The organism is Planosporangium flavigriseum (assembly GCF_011947225.1).
GTDB classification, from domain to species: domain Bacteria; phylum Actinomycetota; class Actinomycetes; order Mycobacteriales; family Micromonosporaceae; genus Planosporangium; species Planosporangium flavigriseum.
In genome coordinates this window covers 115,022-136,014 of the sequence record NZ_JAATVW010000007.1, presented here as the reverse complement: position 1 = coordinate 136,014, position 20,993 = coordinate 115,022, and the positions used below count along the sequence as shown (strand labels likewise).

General features: G+C 71.1%; 20 protein-coding genes. 9 read left to right on the top strand and 11 right to left on the bottom strand.

The annotated features are described in order from the left end of the window. Position 1 precedes the first annotated feature (1 nt). Complete coding sequence (locus tag HC028_RS12795; protein WP_168076815.1) at positions 2 to 2,110, top strand: SIR2 family protein; 2,109 nt, start codon at positions 2 to 4, stop codon at positions 2,108 to 2,110. A gap of 21 nt (positions 2,111 to 2,131) precedes the next feature. Here the strand turns inward: HC028_RS12795 and HC028_RS12790 are convergent, their stop codons facing one another. The 8 genes from HC028_RS12790 to HC028_RS12755 all read right to left on the bottom strand — a co-directional run bounded on the left by HC028_RS12790 (position 2,132) and on the right by HC028_RS12755 (position 10,087). Beyond that, positions 2,132 to 2,602 carry a hypothetical protein gene (locus HC028_RS12790; protein ID WP_168076813.1) on the bottom strand — a complete coding sequence of 157 codons (471 nt, stop codon included), beginning with the start codon at positions 2,600 to 2,602 and terminating at the stop codon, positions 2,132 to 2,134. A 247-nt stretch (positions 2,603 to 2,849) separates the two neighbouring features. Further along, entirely contained in the window at positions 2,850 to 3,416 is a 567-nt protein-coding gene (locus tag HC028_RS12785; RefSeq protein ID WP_168076811.1) for a class IV adenylate cyclase, read from the bottom strand. A 46-nt stretch (positions 3,417 to 3,462) separates the two neighbouring features. Further along, entirely contained in the window at positions 3,463 to 4,632 is a 1,170-nt protein-coding gene (locus HC028_RS12780) for a radical SAM protein (RefSeq protein ID WP_168076809.1), read from the bottom strand. Positions 4,633 to 4,812: 180 nt separating this feature from the next. Beyond that, positions 4,813 to 5,580 carry an enoyl-ACP reductase FabI gene (gene fabI, locus HC028_RS12775; RefSeq protein ID WP_168076807.1) on the bottom strand — a complete coding sequence of 256 codons (768 nt, stop codon included), beginning with the start codon at positions 5,578 to 5,580 and terminating at the stop codon, positions 4,813 to 4,815. Between the two features lie 125 nt (positions 5,581 to 5,705). Next, positions 5,706 to 6,410 carry a beta-ketoacyl-ACP reductase gene (locus tag HC028_RS12770; protein WP_168076806.1) on the bottom strand — a complete coding sequence of 235 codons (705 nt, stop codon included), beginning with the start codon at positions 6,408 to 6,410 and terminating at the stop codon, positions 5,706 to 5,708. 542 nt (positions 6,411 to 6,952) lie between these two features. Next, a complete protein-coding gene (locus HC028_RS12765; protein WP_168076804.1) occupies positions 6,953 to 7,903 on the bottom strand; it encodes a VWA domain-containing protein in 951 nt (316 codons plus the stop codon). Next, a complete protein-coding gene (locus HC028_RS12760; protein ID WP_425565134.1) occupies positions 7,900 to 8,901 on the bottom strand; it encodes a DUF58 domain-containing protein in 1,002 nt (333 codons plus the stop codon). Before HC028_RS12760 ends, HC028_RS12765 begins: the two co-directional genes overlap by 4 nt. 43 nt (positions 8,902 to 8,944) lie before the next feature. Further along, positions 8,945 to 10,087, bottom strand: coding sequence for an AAA family ATPase (locus HC028_RS12755; protein ID WP_239075394.1), 1,143 nt, complete (start codon positions 10,085 to 10,087; stop codon positions 8,945 to 8,947). 317 nt (positions 10,088 to 10,404) lie between these two features. On the opposite strand from HC028_RS12755, the gene HC028_RS12750 reads away from it, so the two are divergent. Genes HC028_RS12750 through HC028_RS12740 form a run of 3 tightly spaced genes read left to right on the top strand, consistent with a single transcriptional unit; the run spans position 10,405 to position 12,532 of the window. Next, entirely contained in the window at positions 10,405 to 10,623 is a 219-nt protein-coding gene (locus HC028_RS12750; protein WP_168076803.1) for a hypothetical protein, read from the top strand. 17 nt (positions 10,624 to 10,640) lie between these two features. Beyond that, entirely contained in the window at positions 10,641 to 11,138 is a 498-nt protein-coding gene (locus HC028_RS12745) for a PH domain-containing protein (protein ID WP_239075395.1), read from the top strand. After that, complete coding sequence (locus HC028_RS12740; protein WP_239075396.1) at positions 11,135 to 12,532, top strand: PH domain-containing protein; 1,398 nt, start codon at positions 11,135 to 11,137, stop codon at positions 12,530 to 12,532. The genes HC028_RS12745 and HC028_RS12740 overlap by 4 nt, the downstream gene beginning before the upstream one ends. Here HC028_RS12740 and HC028_RS12735 read toward each other — a convergent pair. Then, the gene (locus HC028_RS12735; RefSeq protein WP_168076801.1) at positions 12,421 to 13,428 is read right to left on the bottom strand and encodes a phosphatase PAP2 family protein; all 1,008 of its coding nucleotides are present in this window, start codon (positions 13,426 to 13,428) and stop codon (positions 12,421 to 12,423) included. The two genes, HC028_RS12740 and HC028_RS12735, sit on opposite strands and share 112 nt — an antisense overlap. Before the next feature lie 108 nt (positions 13,429 to 13,536). On the opposite strand from HC028_RS12735, the gene HC028_RS12730 reads away from it, so the two are divergent. Genes HC028_RS12730 through HC028_RS12715 form a run of 4 tightly spaced genes read left to right on the top strand, consistent with a single transcriptional unit; the run spans position 13,537 to position 16,990 of the window. Further along, the gene (locus HC028_RS12730; RefSeq protein ID WP_168076799.1) at positions 13,537 to 13,977 is read left to right on the top strand and encodes a thioesterase family protein; all 441 of its coding nucleotides are present in this window, start codon (positions 13,537 to 13,539) and stop codon (positions 13,975 to 13,977) included. Continuing rightward, entirely contained in the window at positions 13,974 to 14,801 is an 828-nt protein-coding gene (locus HC028_RS12725) for an MBL fold metallo-hydrolase (protein ID WP_168076797.1), read from the top strand. Before HC028_RS12730 ends, HC028_RS12725 begins: the two co-directional genes overlap by 4 nt. 42 nt (positions 14,802 to 14,843) lie before the next feature. Beyond that, entirely contained in the window at positions 14,844 to 15,347 is a 504-nt protein-coding gene (locus tag HC028_RS12720; protein WP_168076795.1) for a PH domain-containing protein, read from the top strand. Next, positions 15,344 to 16,990: a PH domain-containing protein gene (locus HC028_RS12715; RefSeq protein WP_168076785.1), complete on the top strand. Its 1,647-nt coding sequence runs from the start codon at positions 15,344 to 15,346 to the stop codon at positions 16,988 to 16,990. The genes HC028_RS12720 and HC028_RS12715 overlap by 4 nt, the downstream gene beginning before the upstream one ends. A gap of 21 nt (positions 16,991 to 17,011) precedes the next feature. Here HC028_RS12715 and asnB read toward each other — a convergent pair whose 3' ends face one another. Beyond that, a complete protein-coding gene (gene asnB, locus HC028_RS12710) occupies positions 17,012 to 18,976 on the bottom strand; it encodes an asparagine synthase (glutamine-hydrolyzing) (RefSeq protein ID WP_168076776.1) in 1,965 nt (654 codons plus the stop codon). A gap of 72 nt (positions 18,977 to 19,048) precedes the next feature. On the opposite strand from asnB, the gene HC028_RS12705 reads away from it, so the two are divergent. After that, a complete protein-coding gene (locus HC028_RS12705; protein WP_168076774.1) occupies positions 19,049 to 20,530 on the top strand; it encodes an aminopeptidase P family protein in 1,482 nt (493 codons plus the stop codon). Between the two features lie 73 nt (positions 20,531 to 20,603). On the opposite strand, the gene HC028_RS12700 is transcribed toward HC028_RS12705, so the two are convergent. Then, a complete protein-coding gene (locus tag HC028_RS12700) occupies positions 20,604 to 20,987 on the bottom strand; it encodes a DUF2267 domain-containing protein (protein WP_168076772.1) in 384 nt (127 codons plus the stop codon). Positions 20,988 to 20,993 lie beyond the last annotated feature (6 nt).

The following is a 20,993-nucleotide window of genomic DNA, read 5'->3' as shown; positions in this document are numbered from 1 at the left end:
CGTGGCCACCGAGGTCGGTCTGGTCAACCGCCTGGCGACAGCCGTACAGCGCGGCCGGCGGGTGGCGCTCGTCCTCGGTTCGGGCGTGACCGCGCCCGCCGTGCCCGGCGTGGCGCGCATGGTGGATCTGGCCGACCGGTTCGTCGCCGAAGGCATCGAGAACCCCGACCTCGCGGCCGCGCTCGCCCAGGTCCGCGCCGCCCACTCCGACCGGCCGGTGGACATGTACCGGGCCTACAAGCGCACCTTCACCGAATGGGTGTCCCCGATCGAGTTCGACATCGTGGTGCAGCAGGCGGTGCTGCAGGCCCAGGGCCCACAGGACGGCGCGGCCGGCGCCTTCGAGCGCGTCGGCTTCCAGCGCGGCGCCCTTCTGGAGGCCGATCTGGACAGCTGGCTGCTGCCCGCCGGGGTACGCGCGCTCGGCGCCCTGTTGGCGACCCGGCCGGCCAGCTTCGGCCACCGGGTACTCACCACCAACTTCGACCCGCTGATCGAGGTCGCGGTCCAGCGCGCGGGCGGTCGGGTACGCACGCTGCTCCTCAGACGGGACGGAACGCTGCGGGCACCGCTCGACGACGAGGGCACCGTGGACGTGGTGCACCTGCACGGGTACTGGCGACCGACCGACGAAACCGACGACCGGTCGGTGCTGCACGACCCCGAGCTGCTTCGGGCCAACCGCGCCGCCGTGGCCGGTGAGCTGGCCGATCTCCTGCGCGACGAGACGATCTGCGTTGTCGGTTGCAGCGGTTGGGACGACACGTTCACCGCCGCGCTCCGGCTCCTGTCGGCCGGCGGCGACCTCGACGTGCTCTGGGCGCTGCACAGCGCGGATCCCGACGTCGCACCGCTGCCGTCGGCGGCAGACCCGACGCTCACGCTGTCGGTCTACCACGGGGTGGACAGCGACCGGCTCTTCCCGGCGCTGTCGCGGGTGCTGCAGGAGCGGGTGCCCGTGGTCGCGCCGCCGACGCCGGTGCCGACGACCGCACCGGTGCCGGAGACCGCACCGGTGCCGGAGACCGCACCGGGCCCGCCGCCCCTCATCCCGGTGCCCCGCACCGGAAGCGGGCATCGGGTACGGCACACCGAACTGGAGCGCCTGCTGGGCGCTCGCCAGTCGGCTGACGAGCTCCTGCGCCAGCTCGACCGCGAGTTCGGCTGGCGCCTGGAGGGCGGCTCCGCCGACGTACCGCCGTCGGTGCTGTACTGGCCGGTGCAGCTGCGCCAGCCGACCCTGATCCACGCGGTGCAGGCGCTCATCGCGGCCGCTCTGTCGGCGCGCGGCATGCGGGTACTGCTGTGCTTCGAGGACCTTGCGGCCGAGGTGCACCCCGACGAGCTGCGCCGGGTGATGCGTGCGGACGTACAGCGCTGGTTCCGGCTGGTGGAGGGGGCCCGGCCGCCGACGGTGGAGTCGCTCGAGGCGTTCTGCGAACCGGACCGGATCGCCAAGCGTCTGCTCGACCCGGCCATGCTGGCGCGCCCGACCGACCCCTGGGCGGTCGAGCGCGACTACTACCGCCACAGCACCCTGTACGCCCTCGCCAGGACCATCAAGTCCATCCCGGACGCCGACGCCGACGACGTGGACGCGGTCGCCGTGACGACCGGCCTGGCCACCACCCGGGCGGAGCGCCTCTGGAGCCCCCTCGCGGTCTGGGCGTACCTGCACTATCTCCTGCTCGACAACCAGGGCGACTGCGTCGTCACGCTCGGCGGCGACGACGAGGCCACCATGTGGCGGCTGTGGCACGAGGTCTTCGCCGATCCGGTACGCCACCTGTACAACCCGCGGATCGTGAACCTGCGCCAGGACGCCGGCATGCTGCGCTGCAACAGCTTCCAGGAGCTGAAGGAGCACCTGGAGCGAACCTGCGAGCTGCCGACGTGGCGGACCGAAGGGCACTACCTGCACTGGATCGTGCAGAACGGGCTGCTGCTGTCGCAGTACCTGCGCAACCGCCCGTCGCTGTCGGTCGGCGGCCGTCCACTGGACTCGTGGGAGGCCGTGGTGCGAGCCCTTGAGACGCCGGCTGAGCGGCCCCGGGTCATCCAGGCAATCGCCCGGGAGGTGTCGGCCCTGTTCCTGGGTGAGTCGGGTTGAGGCGGCCGTTGTCGGTACGCGCTACGAGCCGAGCAGGCGGTCCAGGAAGTCACGGTAGCGGTGCACGGCGGCCCGCAGCTGCTCGGTGTCGCCCGGCCCGTTGCGCCAGGCGTCGAGGTCCTTCTTGAACGCGTTGAGCGACGCGGTGAGGGCCTCCACCGTCTCCTCCACGACCCGCTCGGCCTCGTTCGCCACTTCGTGCGGGTCGTCGATGAAGCGAAGCTGCAGGTCGCGCCAGCGGTCGCGGACGGACTGCGCGTAGCCGTCGCTCCACATCCCGAGCGGCGGCATCGACGGCATGTCGCCGAACGACTGCCCGCTGGAGGCGAGCGTCGTCCCGCCGATCATCGGCGGTGTCCCGCCCCGCGGCAGGTCCGCCGGCGGGGGCAGCTCGCCCGGAAACCGCTGCGGGCTGTTGACCGCATGGAGAGGGGGCGTTCTGGGAGTGGTGGTCCGCTCCTCGTCGGGGACGATCGTCCCGTCCGTGCCCATCTCAGCGGACGGAGTCGAATCAGCGCGGGCCGTGTTCGGCCGAGCACCTCCGCTAGGGCGGATGAGGACCCACGCGCCCGCCGCAAGGGCGAGGAGCACGAGAATCCAGGTTACGTATGTCGATAACAAGGCGTTCCTCCTTTACGGGAGGTTTCGCACGCGGTGCACCGCCAAACCGACTCCGAACCCGTCAAATGTAGCGCGGCCGACGGGCGCCGCCACTGGTCACCGGCGCTCGTAACGGGAACTACGCCCCGAACGTCAGCGCGGCGGTCACGCTTCCGCGCTCGGCCATCCACCGCCGCGCCAGATCGCGGTAGTTGAGCCGCTCGGGCGGGCCGATGTGGGCGCCGAGGGACCGTCTCACCGCGGCGATGTCGTCGGAGGGCCCCTCAAGCTCCACGAAGTGCCCCAGCCTCGGCAGTTCGTCCAGGCAGACGACGATGGACAACCCGGCCCTGCGGTACTCACGCCGCCGCTTCTGCAGGCGCCAGACGCAGACGAGCCCCTGTCGCGCCAACTCTTCACGCACCTCTTCGGCTTCGGCGGCCGGAAGCTCCACCTCCAACCGCGAGTGCGAGCCGTCCGTCAGAAACGTCCGCGGCCCCTTGAAGCCCGCCGTCACCTGCCCGTCGATCAACCGCAGCCGGAGCACCAGATCCGCCGTACGCAACAGGCCGGCGGGCGTGTCGTAGTACTCGTCGGCCTGCAGAGACGCGGCGTCCGCCCGGAAGCCGAGCCGGTCGAGCACGGCCCGGACCGCACCTGTGTCCCGGACACGGTGCTTGCTCTCCGTCTCCACTGCCCCGGTCACGGCATCCCGCCGCCTTAAGGTCGCGCCACCTCTTCTCGCCAGCGCGTCACCGCTGGCGCGGGAACAGCTGGATGCTCCCGTTGAGGTACCGACTCACATGCTCCACCAGGTTGACGTGAATTCGAAAGGCCTCTATGACATCGGCTTCGGAGTCGTCCGGGCCGGCGATCCGGAGCTTGCCGCCGAACTCCCGCTCGACGTACAGATCGCCCCGGCTGCCGATCAGCAGCACCGAGTTGGGCGCCCGGTGGGTGCCGGTCACCCTGATGTTGAGGGGCAGCCGCTCGTCCGCGGACACCGTCACCAGCTCGGCGAGGGTGGGCAGCACGTACGCGCTGGGTCGCAGCTCCTGGTTGCGGGGCAGCGCCGCCTTGCCCGCGGGTACGACGACGTGCAGCACCCAGTTGCGTACGCCGAGCGCGATCAGTCCGTCCCGCATCGCGTACAGGAAGTCGAGGTTCTCGTTGCCGGCGGTCACCACGGTCTGGACGGTGGTGGCGATCCCGGCGGCGGCCAGTTCGGACAGTGTGCGCAGCGCCCGCTCGCCGGAGCTGGTGCCCGCCGGCAGGTAACGGCGGTTGACAGGGCGCATCCGGTCGTTGTCGCGCCGGTCGAGACTGTCCATAGAGATGCGTACGTGCACCCCGTACTCGCACAGCACCGGCAGTACGGGGTCGAGGTCGCCGACGCCCGAGCTGTCGAGGACGACAGCCTTCCCGGCCGCCGCGACCTCCCCGACGAGCACCCGCGTACGCTCGGGCCGGATCAGCGGCTCGCCGCCGGTGACCACCGCGACGAGAGCGGGAACGGCCGCGGCCATCCGCGCCACCCGCCACGACTCGTCGTCGCTCTCGCTGTCCCGGTACGCCTGCATCAGGTCGTCGGCGTGGCAGTACCGGCACCGAAGTGGACAGTGCGCGGTCGCGAAGCAGTTGACCACCAAGGGTCTGTCCACCACGGGCGGCTCGTCGAAGTGCCCGAGCAGCGACGTACCGAAGTGCGGACGCTGCGCCGTGTCCGGCACCGTGCGCGCGATGCCGAACTCGGCCAGCACCCGGACGAGGTCCACGTCGGCCGGTGCGATCGGATCCCCGCGCGCCAGCGCGACGACCACCCGCGCCGGGGCGCCACGCAGACCGAAGAAGTGATCGCGATCGGGTACGTAGGCGACGGCGCCGAACCGCTCTTCGCGCGTGACAACCCGGGGCGCAAGCATTGCGGACAGCGTCGGCCGCGTCAGGCCGGCCGACCTCCGGAGGCTCGACACACCACTCCCCTCCCTCGCCGGAATCGGATCAGGAGGTGCGGCGGCCCCTGGCCTGTGTCGCCAGAGTCGTACCAGCCATCCTTTCGAACGAGAGGAGACTCGCCGAAAACAACCGCGCTAAACGTCGCCTCACGCGCCGATCGCGTGGAATCCTCCATCAACGTGGACGATCTCACCCGTCGTCGCCGGGAGCCAGTCCGACAACAGCGCCAGGCACGCTCGGGCCGCAGGCTCCTGGTCGGTGAGGCTCCAGCCGAGCGGCGCCCGGTTGGTCCACGCCTCCTCGAACTGCTCGAAGCCGGGGATGGACTTGGCCGCCATCGTCCGAAGCGGACCGGCGGAGACCAGGTTGGCCCGGATACCCTTGGCGCCCAAGTGCAGCGCGAGGTAGCGGTTCGCCGATTCGAGACCGGCCTTGGCCACGCCCATCCAATCGTAGACCGGCCAGGCCTGCGTGGCGTCGAAGGTCAGGCCGACCACGGCACCACCGGGGCTCATCAGGGGCAGGCACGCCATGGCGAGGGACTTGTACGAGTACGTGGAGACGTGCAGCGCGGTGGCCACGTCCTCCCACGGCGCGTCCAGGAACCCACCGCCGAGGCAGCTCTGCGGCGCGTACCCGATGGAGTGCACGACGCCGTCGAGCCCGTCGACGTGCTCGCGGACCTTGTCGGCCAGCCCTTCGAGGTGCTCGTCGCTGGTCACGTCGAGCTCGATGACGGGCGCCTTCTTCGGCAACCGCTTGGCGATGCGCTCGACGAGCGAGAGCCGGCCGAACCCGGTGAGCACGACCTCGGCGCCCTCATCCTGGGCGATTTTGGCAATGGAGAACGCGATCGACTGGTCGGTGATGACACCGGTGACCAGCAGGCGCTTGCCGGCGAGCAGTCCTGACATTCCAACCCCCTACTCAGTGGCCACAGCCGCTCATGGCCGAGGCCGCAAAATCACCGCAGCCACGAAACGCCGCAGCCACGAGAAGCCGCAGCCCGAAACGCCGCAGCCGCTGAAACGCCGCAGCCTCAGTGCCCCATGCCCAGGCCGCCGTCGACCGGGATGACCGCGCCGCTGATGTACCCCGCGCCGTCACCGGCGAGCCAGGTCACCACGGCCGCCACCTCGTCGGGCGCGGCGAACCGGCCGAGCGGGATCGCCTCGCGGTACGCCTTCTTACGGTCATCGGGCAGCTCGGCGGTCATGTCGGTCTCCACGAAACCGGGCGCCACGACGTTCGCCGTGATGTTACGGCTGCCGAGCTCGCGGGTGATCGAGCGCGCGATGCCGACCAGGCCCGCCTTGCTCGCCGCGTAGTTCACCTGCCCGGGGCTGCCGTACAGGCCGACGACCGACGAGATGAAGATCATACGGCCCCATTTAGCCCGCAACATCTTCGGTGCGGCGCGCTTGGCACAGCGGAACGCGCCGGTGAGGTTTGTGTCGACCACCCGCGTGAACTGCTCCTCGCTCATCCGCAGCAACAGCGTGTCGTCGGTGATGCCGGCGTTGGCGACCAGGACCTCGACGGGGCCCAACTCGGCCTCGACCTTGCTGAACGCGTTGTCGACCGCGACCGGGTCGGTGATGTCGCAGACGACGCCGTAGAGCCCTTCCGGCGCCGCTCCACCGCGATGCGTCACCGCTACCCGGTCACCCTGCGCGGCGAACGCCCGTGCAATCGCCAGTCCGATGCCGCGGTTACCACCCGTGACCAGTACCGTGCGCGCCACGGTGCCCCCTTTTGTCCGTCTCGGTCGTGTACCTCTCGGACCGGAGACTATGTGCTACCGGCCGGTACACAGAAGTCGGACAGCGAACCCGCGTGGTGAAATTCGGCTGAGATACGTGTACGATGATGCCCGCTTACGGAGCGCCCTACGCGCTCCCCACCGGCCCCGACCTTCAGGAGGTGATCGCTGTGCGAGATAGCGATCCTCCGAGTCGTGGCCGGATTCGCGTCACTGTCTGACGCACTCCTGTCGCACGCCCATCCGCTCCCGGCCATCCGGTCGGCGTACCGGCACGTGGAGAACCGACGTCCACGCTGACCGGCGCGAGGGCGCCGCGACATCGGCCACGGCTCTGACCCCACCCCGGTCATGTCCGCCTCTCGCCTCGTCCGGAGCCGTCGATGAGCCGTTACCTCGCCCCACTGGGCTTCACCCTCGCCACCCTGTGGGTGGCCGTGGTCTTCGTTCTGGTCAGCGCGCACTGAAACCGGCCCTCCGCCGACGTACGGTGGAGGGCGTGGTGAGCTAGCCGGCGACTCCGGTCACGGCAGCCGGGACGTCCACAACAGACTCATCGCCGCCGCGGCGAGCGCGAACAGCAGCGCCGTCCCCACGTACCACTGGGTCACCTCGCGCGGCTTCGTCCGGTACCCGATCGAGCTGCCCATGTCCTGGTACACCTGCTTCAACTCGGCCGCGGACGTCGCCTCGTAGAAGTGGCCCTTGGTGGCCTGCGCCAGCCGCTGCAGCGACGGCCGGTCGACCGGTACCCGCTGCGCCTGCCCGTCGATCTCGATCATCCCGGTGTCGGTGCCGAACGCGATCGTCGAGACCGGCACGTTGGCCGTGTCCGCCGCCGTGGCAGCCTCCTCAATGGAGCGGCCGAACGTGCGGTACCCGTCGGACAGCAGCACGATCCGCGCGGGAGGAAGCCCCTGGGCCCCGTCGGCCGGCACGCTGCGCAGCGCCTCCAGGCACGAGAAGACCGCCTCGCCGGTCGCCGTGGACTGGGCCAGTTGCAGCCCGTTGAGCGCCTGCTGGATGGCCGGTCGATCCTTCGTGGGCGAGACCAGCACATTGGCGGACTTCGCGAACGCCACGAGCCCCACGTTGAAGGTCGGCGGCAGGTTCTTGACGAACTCGCTGGCGGCCTGCTTCGCCGCCTGGATCCGGGTCGGTGCCACGTCGGTGGCCTCCATCGACAGGGACACGTCGATGGCAAGCATGATCGTGGCCCGCTCGAGTGGTTCCCTGGTGTCGACCGACGGCCGGGCCATACCGGCGGCCATCGCCAGCAGCGCGACCAGCAACGCGCCTGCCGCGAGGTGCCGCCGTGCGCCGATACCGCGCGGCGCGAGGACCCGCAGCAGTTCGACGTTGGTGAAGCGCATCGCGTACGCCTTCCGCCGCACCTGGCGCCACACGTACGCGCCGGCCACCGCGAGGACCGGAATGACGGTCAGCAGCCACCACGGTTCGAGGAAACGGATCATCGCGTGGTCCCCCTGGTACGGGCATGGCGTTGCGCGGCCACGAACCGCACGATGTCGAGTAGCCAGTCGGAGTCGGTGCGTAGTCGCAGGTGCGCCGCGCCCGCACCGCGGATCGCGCCGGCGATGGTCGAACGCTGCGCGGCCGCGGCTGCCGCGTACCGCTCCCGCAGCCGCGGGTCAGCGGTCTGTACCTCGTGCATCTGCCCGGTTTCGGGTTCGACGAACGCGATGACCCCGACGTCGGGCAGGTCGAGCTCGCGCGGGTCGACGATCTCGACGGCCAGGACGTCGTGTCGTACGGCGAGCTTCCGCAGCGGTCGGGCCCAGGACTCGACCGGGGCGAGAAAGTCGGAGATGACGACCGCCATGCCGCGCCGGCGGGGCGGTCGGTTGAGCAGGTCGACGAGCCCGCCGAGATCGTCGCGCCCCGCCTTCGACGGCGTACGGGCGATCTGGCGCAGCAGGCCGTTGGCCTCCTTGCGACCGGGCCGGGCCGGCATCCGTACCCGGCTGTCCCCGGTGCCGACGACCGCGCCGATCCGGTTGCCGCCACGGACGGTGAGGTGCGCGATCGCCGCCGCGGCCGCGATGGCGAGGTCGCGCTTGAGGCACTGGGCGGTGCCGAAGTCGAGGCTCGCCGACAGGTCCACGGCCAGCCAGGTCTCCAGCTCCCGGTCGGCCACGGTCCGGCGGACGTGCGGCGTCTGGGTACGGGCGGTCACCGGCCAATCCATCCGGCGGACGTCATCGCCCGCGCGGTACTCCCGCGACTCGCCCGCCTCGGTGCCCGGTCCGGGCAGCAGCCCCAGGTAGTCGCCCTGCAGCAGCCCGTCGAGCTTGCGGGTGATCAACAGCTGGAGCCGGCTCAACACGAGTTCGGCGCGGGCCTCATCGAACTCCGCGTCGAACTCGGCACCGCCGGCCGGGGAGGCGGGCGCGGGCGCGGCGAACCCGCGCCGGCGAAGCCGCGCCAGCGCCGAGAGCCCGGCGGGGCTCACGGCGACACCGCCTCGTCCTCATACCATGCTGGAGCCGGAAGGCTCATGCCGGCCGCCCGGGCCACGCTGACGCCGGCTGCTGCCCAGCGGCGCCACCGGGTGGGCCTCCGGGCGCGGAGTTCTGCCGCGGCGCGACGGTCGGCAGCGGCACGGCGGCGAGGACCCGGTTGACGATCTGGTCGGCCGGGATGTCGTCGGCGAGGGCGTCGTAGGACAGCACCAGGCGGTGGCGGAGGATGTCCGGGGCGACGTCCTGGACGTCCTGCGGCAGGGCGTAGTCGCGGCCGCGCAGCAGGGCCAGGGCCCGGGTGGCGCGCACGATGCCCAGCGACGCGCGGGGGCTCGCCCCGTACTGGATGAGCTGCGCGATTTCGGGGATGCCGTGTTCGGCCGGCGCGCGGGTCGCCAGCACGAGCCGCACGGCGTAGTCGACCAGCGCGTTGTGCACGAAGACGTCGTCGGCCTTGCGCTGCAGGCCCAGCAGGTCGGCGGGGCTGAAGATGGTGGCGGGCTCGGGTGCGGAGACGCCCATCCGGTACACGATCTCCCGCTCCTCGGCATCCGTCGGGTACCCCACCTGGATCTTCATGAGAAACCGGTCGCGCTGCGCCTCCGGCAGCGGGTACACGCCCTCCTGCTCGATCGGGTTCTGGGTGGCCATCACCAGGAACGGCTGCGGCACCCGATGGGTCTCCCCGCCGATCGACACCTGCTGCTCGGCCATGACCTCCAGGAGCGCCGACTGGACCTTGGCCGGGGCCCGGTTGATCTCGTCGGCGAGGAGGAAGTTGACGAACACCGGCCCCAGCTCCACGTCGAACTTCTCGCTGGACGCGCGGTAGATGCGGGTACCGACGATGTCGGCGGGCACGAGGTCCGGCGTGAACTGGATCCGTGCGAACGTGCCACCCACGACTCGGGCGAGCGTCTCGACCGCGAGGGTCTTCGCCACGCCGGGAACACCTTCGAGGAGGCAGTGGCCGCGGGCCAGCAACGCCACGAACATCCGCTCGATCATCCGGTCCTGACCGACGATGACCCGCTTGACCTCGAACAGGGCCCGCTCCAGCAGCGTTGCGTCCTGGGCTGGGGTGGTAGCTGGGGCGGTGGCGGACCGACCGTCGGCTCCGGACTCGCCAGCACTGGAGTCGGACGGGGTCGGCGCGGGCATGGTCGGTTCAGCCACCGGTCCTCCACAACTGCAGACACGTAAGGATCGCTCCAAGCGTCGCATGAACGTGTCCGCGATCGCGCCCGGGCACCCGGACCGGGCCCGGAGGCAGCGGAAAGTGAAGGAGAATTGGGCTCGGGATGCGGGATCGCTCGGTAATTGACGATCAGCCAACCGGAACCGTCCACCGGAGAGCGGACAAGGGTAGACAGCGCGGGGGGATCCGAGGGTACGATTCACCCGTCGCCGGGCGGCTTCCCCCGTGGTCGCCCGGCGCTCGATCCCTTCCCGGCCCGGCCGACCGCGCACCTGGCACACTGCATGCCGTGCCAATGAACGCGCCCTTCTCACCCGCACCGGACGCCGAACTCTTGATCTGCTCCGCAAAGGCCTGCCGTGAACCGGCCAGGTGGGCGCTGCGCTGGAACAACCCGCGCATCCACACCGAGGAGCGGCGCAAGAACTGGCTCGCGTGCGACGACCACAAAGAAGGACTTGCGGAATTCTTAAGGATTCGCGGGTTTCTCCGTGAGGTTGAACCGCTGTCCTGAGCAATAGGCTCACGCCTGTGACCCAGGCACTCGCGCTCGAGCCGTCGCCGGACACCATTACCTGGCGGCGGGTGTCGCGCCGCCTCGTCGTGATCGAAGAGCTTCAGGTGCTCGCCAGCACGGTGGTGGTCGTGGCCGCCAACCTCGCCGCGCTGCTGTTCATCGACAACCGCCTACCGCTGTTCGTGGCTGCCGTCGCCATCGCGATCGGGCTGGTCAGCGCCGTCCTCGTGGCGCGGTCGGTGCGGACCTGGCGCTACGCCGAGCGAGACGACGACCTGCTCGTACGCCATGGCTTGTTCCTGCGCAGGCTGTCCATCGTGCCGTACGCGCGGATGCAGTTCGTCGACGTCACCGCCGGCCCGCTGGAGCGGCTGTTCGGGCTGGCCACCGTCACGATGCACACGGCGGCGGCGGCGAGCGACGCCCGGATCCCCGGCCTGCCCTCGGTCGAGGCCGCACGGCTGAGAGACCGGCTGTCGTCGCTCGGCGACGCCCGCTCGGAGGGGCTGTGAGCATCGGAGAGGCCGTGACCAGCACGTCGACGGCCGAGGCGCCGGACCGGGAGATCACCGCGACCGCCGTCGAGCCGCGCCAGCGCCTGCACCCGGTGACCCCACTCCTGCGCGGCCTGCACATGCTGGCGATCGTCATCGCGGTCTTCTCCTGGCAGGGGTACCAGGAGCTCGGCCCGGCGCGGTGGGCGCTCGGCGCCCTTGCTGTGCTCGTCGCGGCCCTCACCGTCGCCGCGGTCAGCTGGCTCACCACGGGATACCAGATCCACGGGCGGGAACTGCGGATCTCGGAAGGCCTGCTCTGGCGGCGGACCCGGGCGATACCGCTCGAACGGCTACAGGCGGTCGACGTCGTACGCCCGCTGCTCGCCCGCCTGACCGGCATGGCCGAACTGCGGCTGGAGGTCATCGGCGCGTTCCGGGCCGAGGCCCCGCTGGCCTACCTCAGCCTGCCGGTCGCGACCCGGCTGCGCGAGCACCTCCTGTCCCTGGCGGGCGGCCTTGACGGCCTCACGCCGGGACAGCGACCGGTCGAACGGCCCGTGCACTCGGTGCGCAACGGCCGGGTTCTCCTCGCTCAACTACTCACGCCGCACACCTGGTTCGTGCCGGTCGGGCTCGTGGTGGCCCTCCTGCCCTACCAGCGGCAGGAGGTGTGGAATCTGGTCGCCGTCGGCAGCATGCTCACCGCCATGGTCGGCGTCGTACAGGTGCCGATCCGGCGCATCGTCGACGACTGGCACTTCCACATCCTGGAGGACTCCGCGGGCCTGCGGCTGTACCACGGCCTGCTGAGTACGCGCAGCCAGACGGTGCCGCGCCAGCGCATCCAGGCGGTCGGGGTGACCTGGCCGCTGATGTGGCGGCCGCTCGGCTGGCTACAGGTGCGGATGGACGTCGCCGGCTACGGCGCCCACGACCGGCAGGCCGGCATGAACGCGGGGGTGCTGCTTCCGGTGGCCGACCGCGAGACCGCGCACCCGGTCCTCGCGGAAGTCCTCGGCGCGCATCTGCTGGCGCCGCCGTTGACCCCGGCGCCCACCCGGGCCCGCTGGCTGGCCCCGCTGCGCTACCGGCTGCTGGCCGTGGGGCACGACCGTGACCTGGTGTACGCCCGGGACGGGTGGCTGATCCAGCGCCTGGTCATCACCCCACTCGCCCGGGCACAGAGCGTACGGGTGGTGCAGGGGCCGATCCAACGGCTGCTGCGCGTCGCCGACGTGCACGTCGACACCGCCGGCCGGCTCCACGTGGTCGGCGAGCACCGCGACGTGGACGAGGCCTACGCCTTGGCGGCGACGCTCGCCTCGGCGGCGCGGGCGGCCCGGGCCCGGGAGATGGGTGCCCACCACCGCTCCACCAGCGCGCCGACGACGAACACCAGCCCGACGTAGGTCCACCCCATGAAAACGTCGATCATGTAGTGCTCGCCGCTGTACACCAGCGTGAACGTCATCGCGAGCGGGTACGCCAGCAGCAGCGGCCACCAGCGCCGGCGCACCTTCGGCAGGAAGAACGCGACGACCATCAGCGCGAACGCGGTGTGCAGGGACGGCATCGCGGCGACCGGGTTGGCCGAGTCCTGGCCGACGTTGATCAGGTTGCCCGCGCCGTGCAGCCCGAGCGCATCCCAGGCCCGGGTGGATCCCCGCTCCACCGGGTCGATCAGGCCGTACCTCGCCGCCCACCACGGCGGTGCGGCCGGGTAGAGGAAGTAGGTCGCCAGCCCGGCGGCGGACAGCAGGATCCAGCGGAGCACGAACGCCGCCCACCGGATCCGGTCGCGGAGCCATAGCACCACCGCCACGGCTGGCGTGGCGACGAAGTGCGAAAAGTACACCCAGCTCGCGCAGACGTCCCACCAGTGGATGTTGCCCGGGTCGTACAGGTGCTGCTGCAGCCATAGGGTCGGCACCCGGCCGTCGGTCAGCCACCCGAACATGTAGCGGTCGGCGGCGACCATCTCCATCGCGTGCGGTACGACGCCCTGGTCGGCGAAGCCCCGTGACAGGTTGTAGACCTGCAACAGCACCACGATCGCGGCCCAGTCCCGGGCGAACCCCAGGTGGACCCGCCAGGGGCGGTCGACGCGCCAGGCGATCGTCGCCGCCCAGAGCCACAGGAACGTCAGGATCGGGTCGGTCAGCGGCAGCCCCAGCAAGAACCACCAGGCGGTGAAGGCGACAGACCAGATGGCCAGGGCTTTCAGCCGGCGCTGGTGGCCAGGGATGGACCCTCCGAGAGCCGAGTTATCCGGCGCCGGAGCCTCAGAACGGGAGGTGAGCGTCATCGCCCCTCAGGCTAACGGCGTTCGCTCCGGCATTCGAGGCAGCACCAGTCGACCCATGAATTGTGGAACTCATGGCATCGACGGTATCTGACCGCCTACGCTGCCCGTATGCGGCCGGATGACGAAGTAACCGAGGCCCCTGCCGTCGGCGCGCCGGACGGGACGGTGAGCTGGGTCGGCGCGCGTACCCGGGTGCAGCTCACCGTCACGGACGCCGACACGGCCCAGGCCGTGGGCTCCGGCGACGTCCCCGTGCTGGGCACGCCCCGGCTCCTGGCGCTGGTCGAAGCGGCCACCGTCGGCGCGACGGCCAACCGACTGCCGTCCGGGGCCACGACCGTCGGCACCCGCGTCGAACTCGACCATCGGGCGCCGACTCCGGTCGGGCGTACCGTCGTCGCCGAGGCTCGGCTGGCGAAGGCGGACGGGCGGCGGCTCACCTTCGAGGTGACCGTACGGGACGGCGACGCCGTGGTGGCCGACGGCCGAGTCGAGCGGATCGTGGTCGACCGCCACCGTTTCGTCCAGAAGGCGTTCGGCGAGGCGTGAACGCCTTCACGGAGGTCGCCCGGGACGTGTACGTCCTGCGCTACCCCGTCCTCGACGTCAACGTGACCCTCGTCGTCGGCGACGGCGCCGCTCTGCTGGTCGACACGCTGTCGACCGATGCCCAGGCGCGCGAGCTCCGCGACGCGGTCCGCGCGGTGACACCGCACCCGCTGACCGTGGTCAACACCCACCACCACTTCGACCACTGCTTCGGCAACGCGGTGCTGGCCGCCCCGGACCGGCCGATCTGGGCGCACGAAGAGGCCGCGATCCTGCTCCGTGAACAGGTGACAAAGCTGAAGCGGGAGGCGTACGCCGAGTGGGGCCCCAGCCACCCCGAACTGGCCGCCGGCCTGGCGGAGGTGACGGTGCGGCCGCCGGACCACACCGTGCATCTGGAGGCCACCCTCGAACTGGGCGCCCGGCAGGTGACGCTGCGCCACCTCGGCCGCGGCCACAGCGTGGGCGACCTCGTCGTCCACGTTCCCGACGCGGCAGTGCTCGTCGCCGGTGATCTGGTCGAGGAGGGCGCCCCGCCGAGCTTCGGCGACGGGTACCCCCTCGAATGGCCGGAGACGCTCTTCGCGCTCCTTGAGCTCACCTCGCCGGCGACGGTGGTCGTACCCGGGCACGGCGCCGTGGTCGACCGCGACTTCGTACGCGCGCAGCACAACGACCTGACCGAGCTGGACTGGCTGATCCGGGAGGGGCACGCCTGCGACGCGCCGGTCGACGAGGTCGCGGCGCGCGCGCCGTTCGGCCCGGACGCCGCGCGGGTCGCGGTCCGGCGGGGGTACGCCGAACTGTCCGGCAAGGCCGCGTGACCGCCGGTTGCTCCGGCGTGCCATGGTCAGAACGTGCAGCACATGTCGACTGACCGCGCCGAAACGGTGACCCTGCGCGCGCCGCGCCACCGGGTCAGCCGCAAGGCCATCTGGTACTGGACGGTTCGCGCCGTCATCGGCTGGCTGGTCGTGCTCGCGGTCGAGTTCGGCTGGCTGGTCAACGCCCCGACCTTGGGCCTGCCCGTCCTCGTTCTGCTGGTGACCGTGGTGCTCGCCGTGGTCCACCTGATCGTGATGCCGCGCTGGCGCTACCGGGTCCACCTGTGGGAGGCGACGCCCGCGGCGGTGTACACCCAGTCGGGCTGGTTCAACCAGGAGCGGCGGATCGCTCCCGTCTCCCGGATCCAGACCGTGGACAGCGAGCGGGGCCCATTCGAGCAGCTGTTCGGCCTGGCCAACGTCACGGTGACGACGGCGTCCGCGGCCGGACCGCTCAAGATTCATGGGCTCGACTACGCCACCGCGCAGCGGTTGGTCGACGACCTGACCCGGACGACCCAGGCGACGCCGGGGGACGCGACATGACCTGGCCGGGGCCGGCCGAGGACGCCCGCCCCGACGCCCGACCCGCGGCCGGCGAGCCGGTCCCGACCGGCGACGGGATCGACCCGTCATGGCGGCGGCTGAGCCCGCGCATGCTGCTGGTGCACCCGTTCCAGGAGATCCCCCGGGCGCTGCCGGCGATCTTCGGCCTGTTCGTGGCCGGTACCGCCAGCGGCAACCAGTGGTGGGGCGTGGTCAGCCTCGTCGGCGTCATCGGGGCCGCGATGACGCGCTGGTTCACCACGACCTACCGCATCACTCCGGACTACGTGCAGGTACGCCAGGGGTTGTTCCGGCGGCGGGAGCTGTCGGCACCGCGCGACCGGATCCGCACCGTCGACGTCACCGCCCACGCCGTCCACCGCCTGGTCGGACTGGCCCGGGTCGAGATCGGCACCGGCCGCTCGGACCGCACGGACGAGGGCGTACGGCTCGACGGGCTGAGCGCCGCCGAGGCCGCGCGCCTGCGCGAGGAGCTGCTGCACCACCGGCCACAGCCGGTGACTCAGCCGGTAGCCGAAGCGGCGCCGGTCGCCGCACCGGCAGCCCGCCCCGACGTGGAGGTCGTCCTGGCGACGCTGCGGCCGAGCTGGGTCCGGTACGGGCCGTTCACGCTGTCGGGCTTCGTCGCGGTGGGCATCGTGGCGGCGTTCCTGTCACGCGCGATCAACGAGTGGCACCTCGACCCCACCCGGTACGGACCGCTACGCGCCCTCGCCGCCCACTTCACCCACGCGCCGGTCGGCCTCGCGGTCGCCGAGGTCCTCGCCGCGTGCGCGGTCTTCGTGGCCGTCGCGTCGACGGTCGGATACGTACTCGCCTTCTGGGGGTTCCGGCTCACCCGGCACAGCGCCGGTACCCTGCACATCACGCGCGGGCTGCTCACCTCGCGGGCCACCACGATCGAGGAGCGGCGGCTGCGCGGGGTCGAGGTGAGCGAGCCGTTGCTGCTGCGCCTGGTGGGCGGCGCCCGCTGCATCGCGATCGCGACCGGCCTGCGGGTCGGCCGCGGCGCCGAGCACGGCGGCACCCTGCTGCTGCCGCCAGCGCCGCGCGCCGAGGCCGAACGGGTGGCCGGCGAGGTGCTACGCGACCCGGCGCCGGTAACCGCCCCGCTCACGCCGCACGGCCCGCGCGCCATGCTGCGCCGTTACACGAGGGCGGTGGCCGCTGTCGTGTTCACCATCGCGGTACTGATCGCCGGCTGGTGGTTCGCCGGCTGGCCGGCCTGGATCTGGCAGGTCGCCCTGCTCGCGTTGCCGGCGGCCGCGCTGCTGGCGTACGACCGGTACCGCAGCCTCGGGCACGCCCTCATCGGCGGCCGGCTGGTCGCCCGGCAGGGTTCGCTGGTACGGCGCCGACACGCGCTGGCGTGCGACGGGATCATCGGGTGGAACATCGAGCGGTCGTTCTTCCAGCGCCGGGCCGGCCTGGCGACGCTGACGGCGACGACGGCCGCCGGGCACCAGCGGTACGAGGTGCTCGACGTGCCGCAGGCCGAAGCGCTGCGGCTGGCCGACGAGGCGACGCCGGGGTTGCTGACGCCCTTCCTTGAGCGCCACCCGCACCCCCACTCAGTGATCATGAAGGATCCGGGGCGTCATAGCACCCCGAATCCTTCATGATCACGGGAGTTCGCGGGCGGGCTAGCCGACGATGGAGCCGATCGCGGGCTTGGTCAGCAGCGCCGACTGGTTGCGCGTGATGCCCGGGTCGAGCGAGCGCTCCACGAAGATGGCGTGCCAGATGCAGAAGACCAGCACGGTCCAGACCTTGCGCGAGTTGTCGGCCTTGCCCTGGTGGTGCTCGTTGAGTAACTGCACCGCGTAGTCGAGGTCGAGCAGGTGACCCGCGCCGGACCGGTGGAAGATCTCCCGGGCCCACCCGTACATCTCACCGCGCAGCCAGACCCGAGTCGGCGTGGGGAACCCGAGCTTCTTGCGGTTGACGATCGCCGGCGGCACCACGCCTTCGAGGGCCCGGCGCAGCGCGAACTTGGTCTCGTTGGTCTTCGGCGGCAGCTTCAGATCGACCGGCACGGTCGCCGCGACGTCGAAGACCTCCTTGTCCAGGAACGGCACCCGAAGCTCCAGCGAGTGGGCCATGGACATCCGGTCGGCCTTGACGAGGATGTCTCCGCGCAGCCAGGTGTACAGGTCGACGTACTGCATCGTGGTCACGTCGTCGAGGCCCATCGCGGCCGCCTCGGCGTAGATCGGCGCGGTGACGTCGGTGTAGCGCACCGAAGGGTCGTACCGGCGCATCAGGCGCGCCTTCTCGTCCTCGGTGAACATCCGGGCGTTGCCGTAGTAGCGCTCCTCGATCGGCGTGGTGCCACGCTCCAGGAAGCTCTTGCCCTTCACGCCCTCGGGGATGACCTTCGACACCGCCCGCAGCCCCTTCTGGATCTGGTCGGGAAGGCCGTTCACGGCGGCGAGCGAGAGCGGCTCGCGGTAGATCGTGTACCCGCCGAAGAACTCGTCGGCGCCCTCGCCCGAGAGCACGACCGTGACGTGCTCGGCGGCCTTCTTGGCCACGAAGTACAGCGGCACCAGCGCCGGGTCGGCCACCGGGTCGTCCAGGTGCCAGATGATCTTCGGCAGGGCGTCCATCATGTCCTGCGGCCCCATGAGCGTCGGGATCGTGGTGACCCCGAGATGCCGGGCCGACTCCTGCGCCACGTCAACCTCGGAGTACCCGTTGACGTCGGTCCCGACGGTGAAGGTCAGGATGTTCGGGTTGAACTCGCGGGCGAGGGCCACCACGGCGGTGGAGTCGATGCCGCTGGACAGGAACGCGCCCACCGGCACGTCGGAGCGCATGTGGACCCGTACGCTCTCCCGCAACGTCTCCCGGATGCGCTGGTAGAGCGCCTGCGGGTTACTGGTCGGGGTCGGCCGGAACTCCGGCTGGTAGTAGCGGTGCGTCGTCAGCTTCTCGCCCGGAGCGTAGATGAACGACTCCCCCGAGCCGATCCGGCCGATCCCCTGGTGCAGGGTCGCCGGCTCCGGCACGTACTGCAGGGTCAGGTAGTGCGACAGGTTGGCCGCATCGATCCCGGCGTCACCGGCCGACGCCGACTCGGCGAACGGCAGCAGTGACTTCTTCTCGCTGGCGAAGAAGATGCCCTCGGACGTGACCAGGTGGAAGTAGGGCTTGATGCCGAACGGGTCGCGGGCGCCGAAGGCCTTGCGCGCGGCCCGGTCCCAGATCACGAACGCGAACATGCCGCGCAGCCGGCTCACCGCCGCCGGTCCCCAGTAGTGGTACGCGGCGACGATCACCTCCGTGTCCCCGGTCGTCGCGAACTCGGCGCCGTGCTCGCGGATCAGCTCCTCGCGAAGCTCCAGGTAGTTGTAGATCTCGCCGTTGAACGTGATGACGTACCGGTTGGCCTCCGGACCGGTCGGCGGGTACGCCAACGGCTGGTGGCTGTGCTCCACGTCGATGATCGAGAGCCGCTTGAAGCCGAACGCCACGTCGTCATCGACGACGGTCACCCCGGTCTCGTCCGGCCCTCGGTGGTGGATGCTCTCGAGGGCCTCCGCGAGGCTGTCCCGACAGGCCGACGCGCGACCGTGAGCGCTGACAAAGGTGAGCAGACCGCACATGGCCGTTATCTTGTCACGACCGTGCCGGACCGCCACGCGTGACGAGCGCCTCCGTGGAGGTACCGTCAGGTCATGGGCGAGCAGGGTGAGCAGCGCGCAGAGGACACGCGGTCAGCGGGAACACCGTCCGAGGGGACCCAGTCCCACGACCCCGACTTTCCGCAGCGTTTCGTCGAGTTCATGCGCACCGGCTGGCGCGACACCTCGCTCTCGGTGTCGCCCCGCCCGGAGGCGCCCCAGCACGCCAAGCGGCGGGCCGCGGTGTCCGCCGTCTTCCCGGGTGAGACATTGGTCATCCCGTCCGGCCGGGCGAAGGTACGGGCCAACGACACCGAGTACCCGTTCCGCCCAGGCAGCGACCACGTCTGGCTGACCGGCGAGCACGACCCGGACGCGGTTCTGGTCATGCGCGCGGGTGGGGACGACACGCTGTACATCCGGCCCCGCTCCCCCCGCGACACCGACGAGTTCTTCCGCGACCGGATGTACGGCGAGCTGTGGATCGGCCGCCGCCACACCCTGGCGGAGAAGTCGGCCGAACTGGGCATCGCCACCGCCGACCTGGCCACGCTGCCGGCCGTCCTGGACGATCTCGCGCCCGGGCGTACCCGGGTGCTGCGCGGCTACGACCCGGCCGTCGACACCGCGGTACGGCCCGCCGGCGACGGCATGCGCGACGCGGAGCTGGCCTGGACGCTGTCCGAGCTGCGCCTGGTCAAGGACGAGTGGGAGATCGCCCAGCTGCAGGACGCGATCGACGCCACCGTACGCGGTTTCGAGGACGTGGCGCGAGTACTGCCGGCCGACCGCACGGTCAGCGAGCGGCTCCTGGAAGGCGTGTTCGGGCTGCGCGCCCGCCACGACGGCAACGACGTCGGGTACTCGTCGATCGTCGGCGCCGGCCCGCACGGCGCGATCCTGCACTGGATCCACAACAACGGCCGCACCGCGCCCGGCGAGCTACTGCTCATGGACATGGGCGTGGAGAACCGGAACTTCTACACGGCCGACGTCACCCGCACGGTGCCGGTCAACGGCCGGTTCACACCACTGCAGCGGCAGGTGTACGACATCGTCCACCGCTCGCAGCAGGCCGGCATGGACGTGATCAAGCCGGGGGTGAAGTTCGCGGACATCCACCAGACCTGCATGCGGGTGCTCGCCGAGGGCCTCGCCGACCTCGGCGTGCTTCCGGTCAGCGTGGACGAGGCCATGTCGAAGGAGTCCACGCTGTACCGGCGGTGGACGCTGCACGGCTTCGGTCACATGCTCGGCCTCGACGTGCACGACTGCGCGCATGCCCGCAGCGAGAACTACCGCAAGGGCAGCGTGCAGGAAGGGTACGTGCTGACCGTCGAGCCCGGCCTGTACTTCCAGCCCGAGGACGAGCTCGTCCCGGCCGAGCTGCGCGGCATCGGTATCCGGATCGAGGACGACGTCCTGGTGACCGCGTCCGGCGCCCGCAACCTGTCGGCCGGGTTGCCCCGCACCGCCGACGAGGTGGAGGCGTGGCTGGCGGCCCAGCGCGAGGCGGGTCCGCGCCTGCCCGAGTAGGTTTCTCCGCGATCTTGGACACCTAGACCGGTTATCGGCGGGCCAGGCGTCCAAGATCCCACAGGGATGGCGCCTAGTGAACCGTCACGGGCAGGACGAGATCGCGGAACTCCTGCGGAAGCTGGGCCATGATGTCCTGGAACTCGCCGTGGCTGACCGCCTCGTGCACGGTCGTCAGTACGGCGCGCACCGCGTCGAGGGCCTGCGCGGTGTCGACGCCGGCCCGCTGGGCGACCCGGTGGACGAACTCCTGGATCCCGAACTGCTCGGCGGGTCCCCGGTTGGCTCGCAGCGGCACCTGCAGGGCCTTGGGCAGTTCGGAGGCGAGGTCATGGGCCTCGGCCTCGGTGATCCGCTCGGCGAGGGTCTGCAGGGTCGTCGCGGCCAGGACCTCCGCCTGTTCCCGGGGCACCCGCGCGAGAACCGCGACGGTGTTGATGAAGATGTCGTATTTCATGATGGC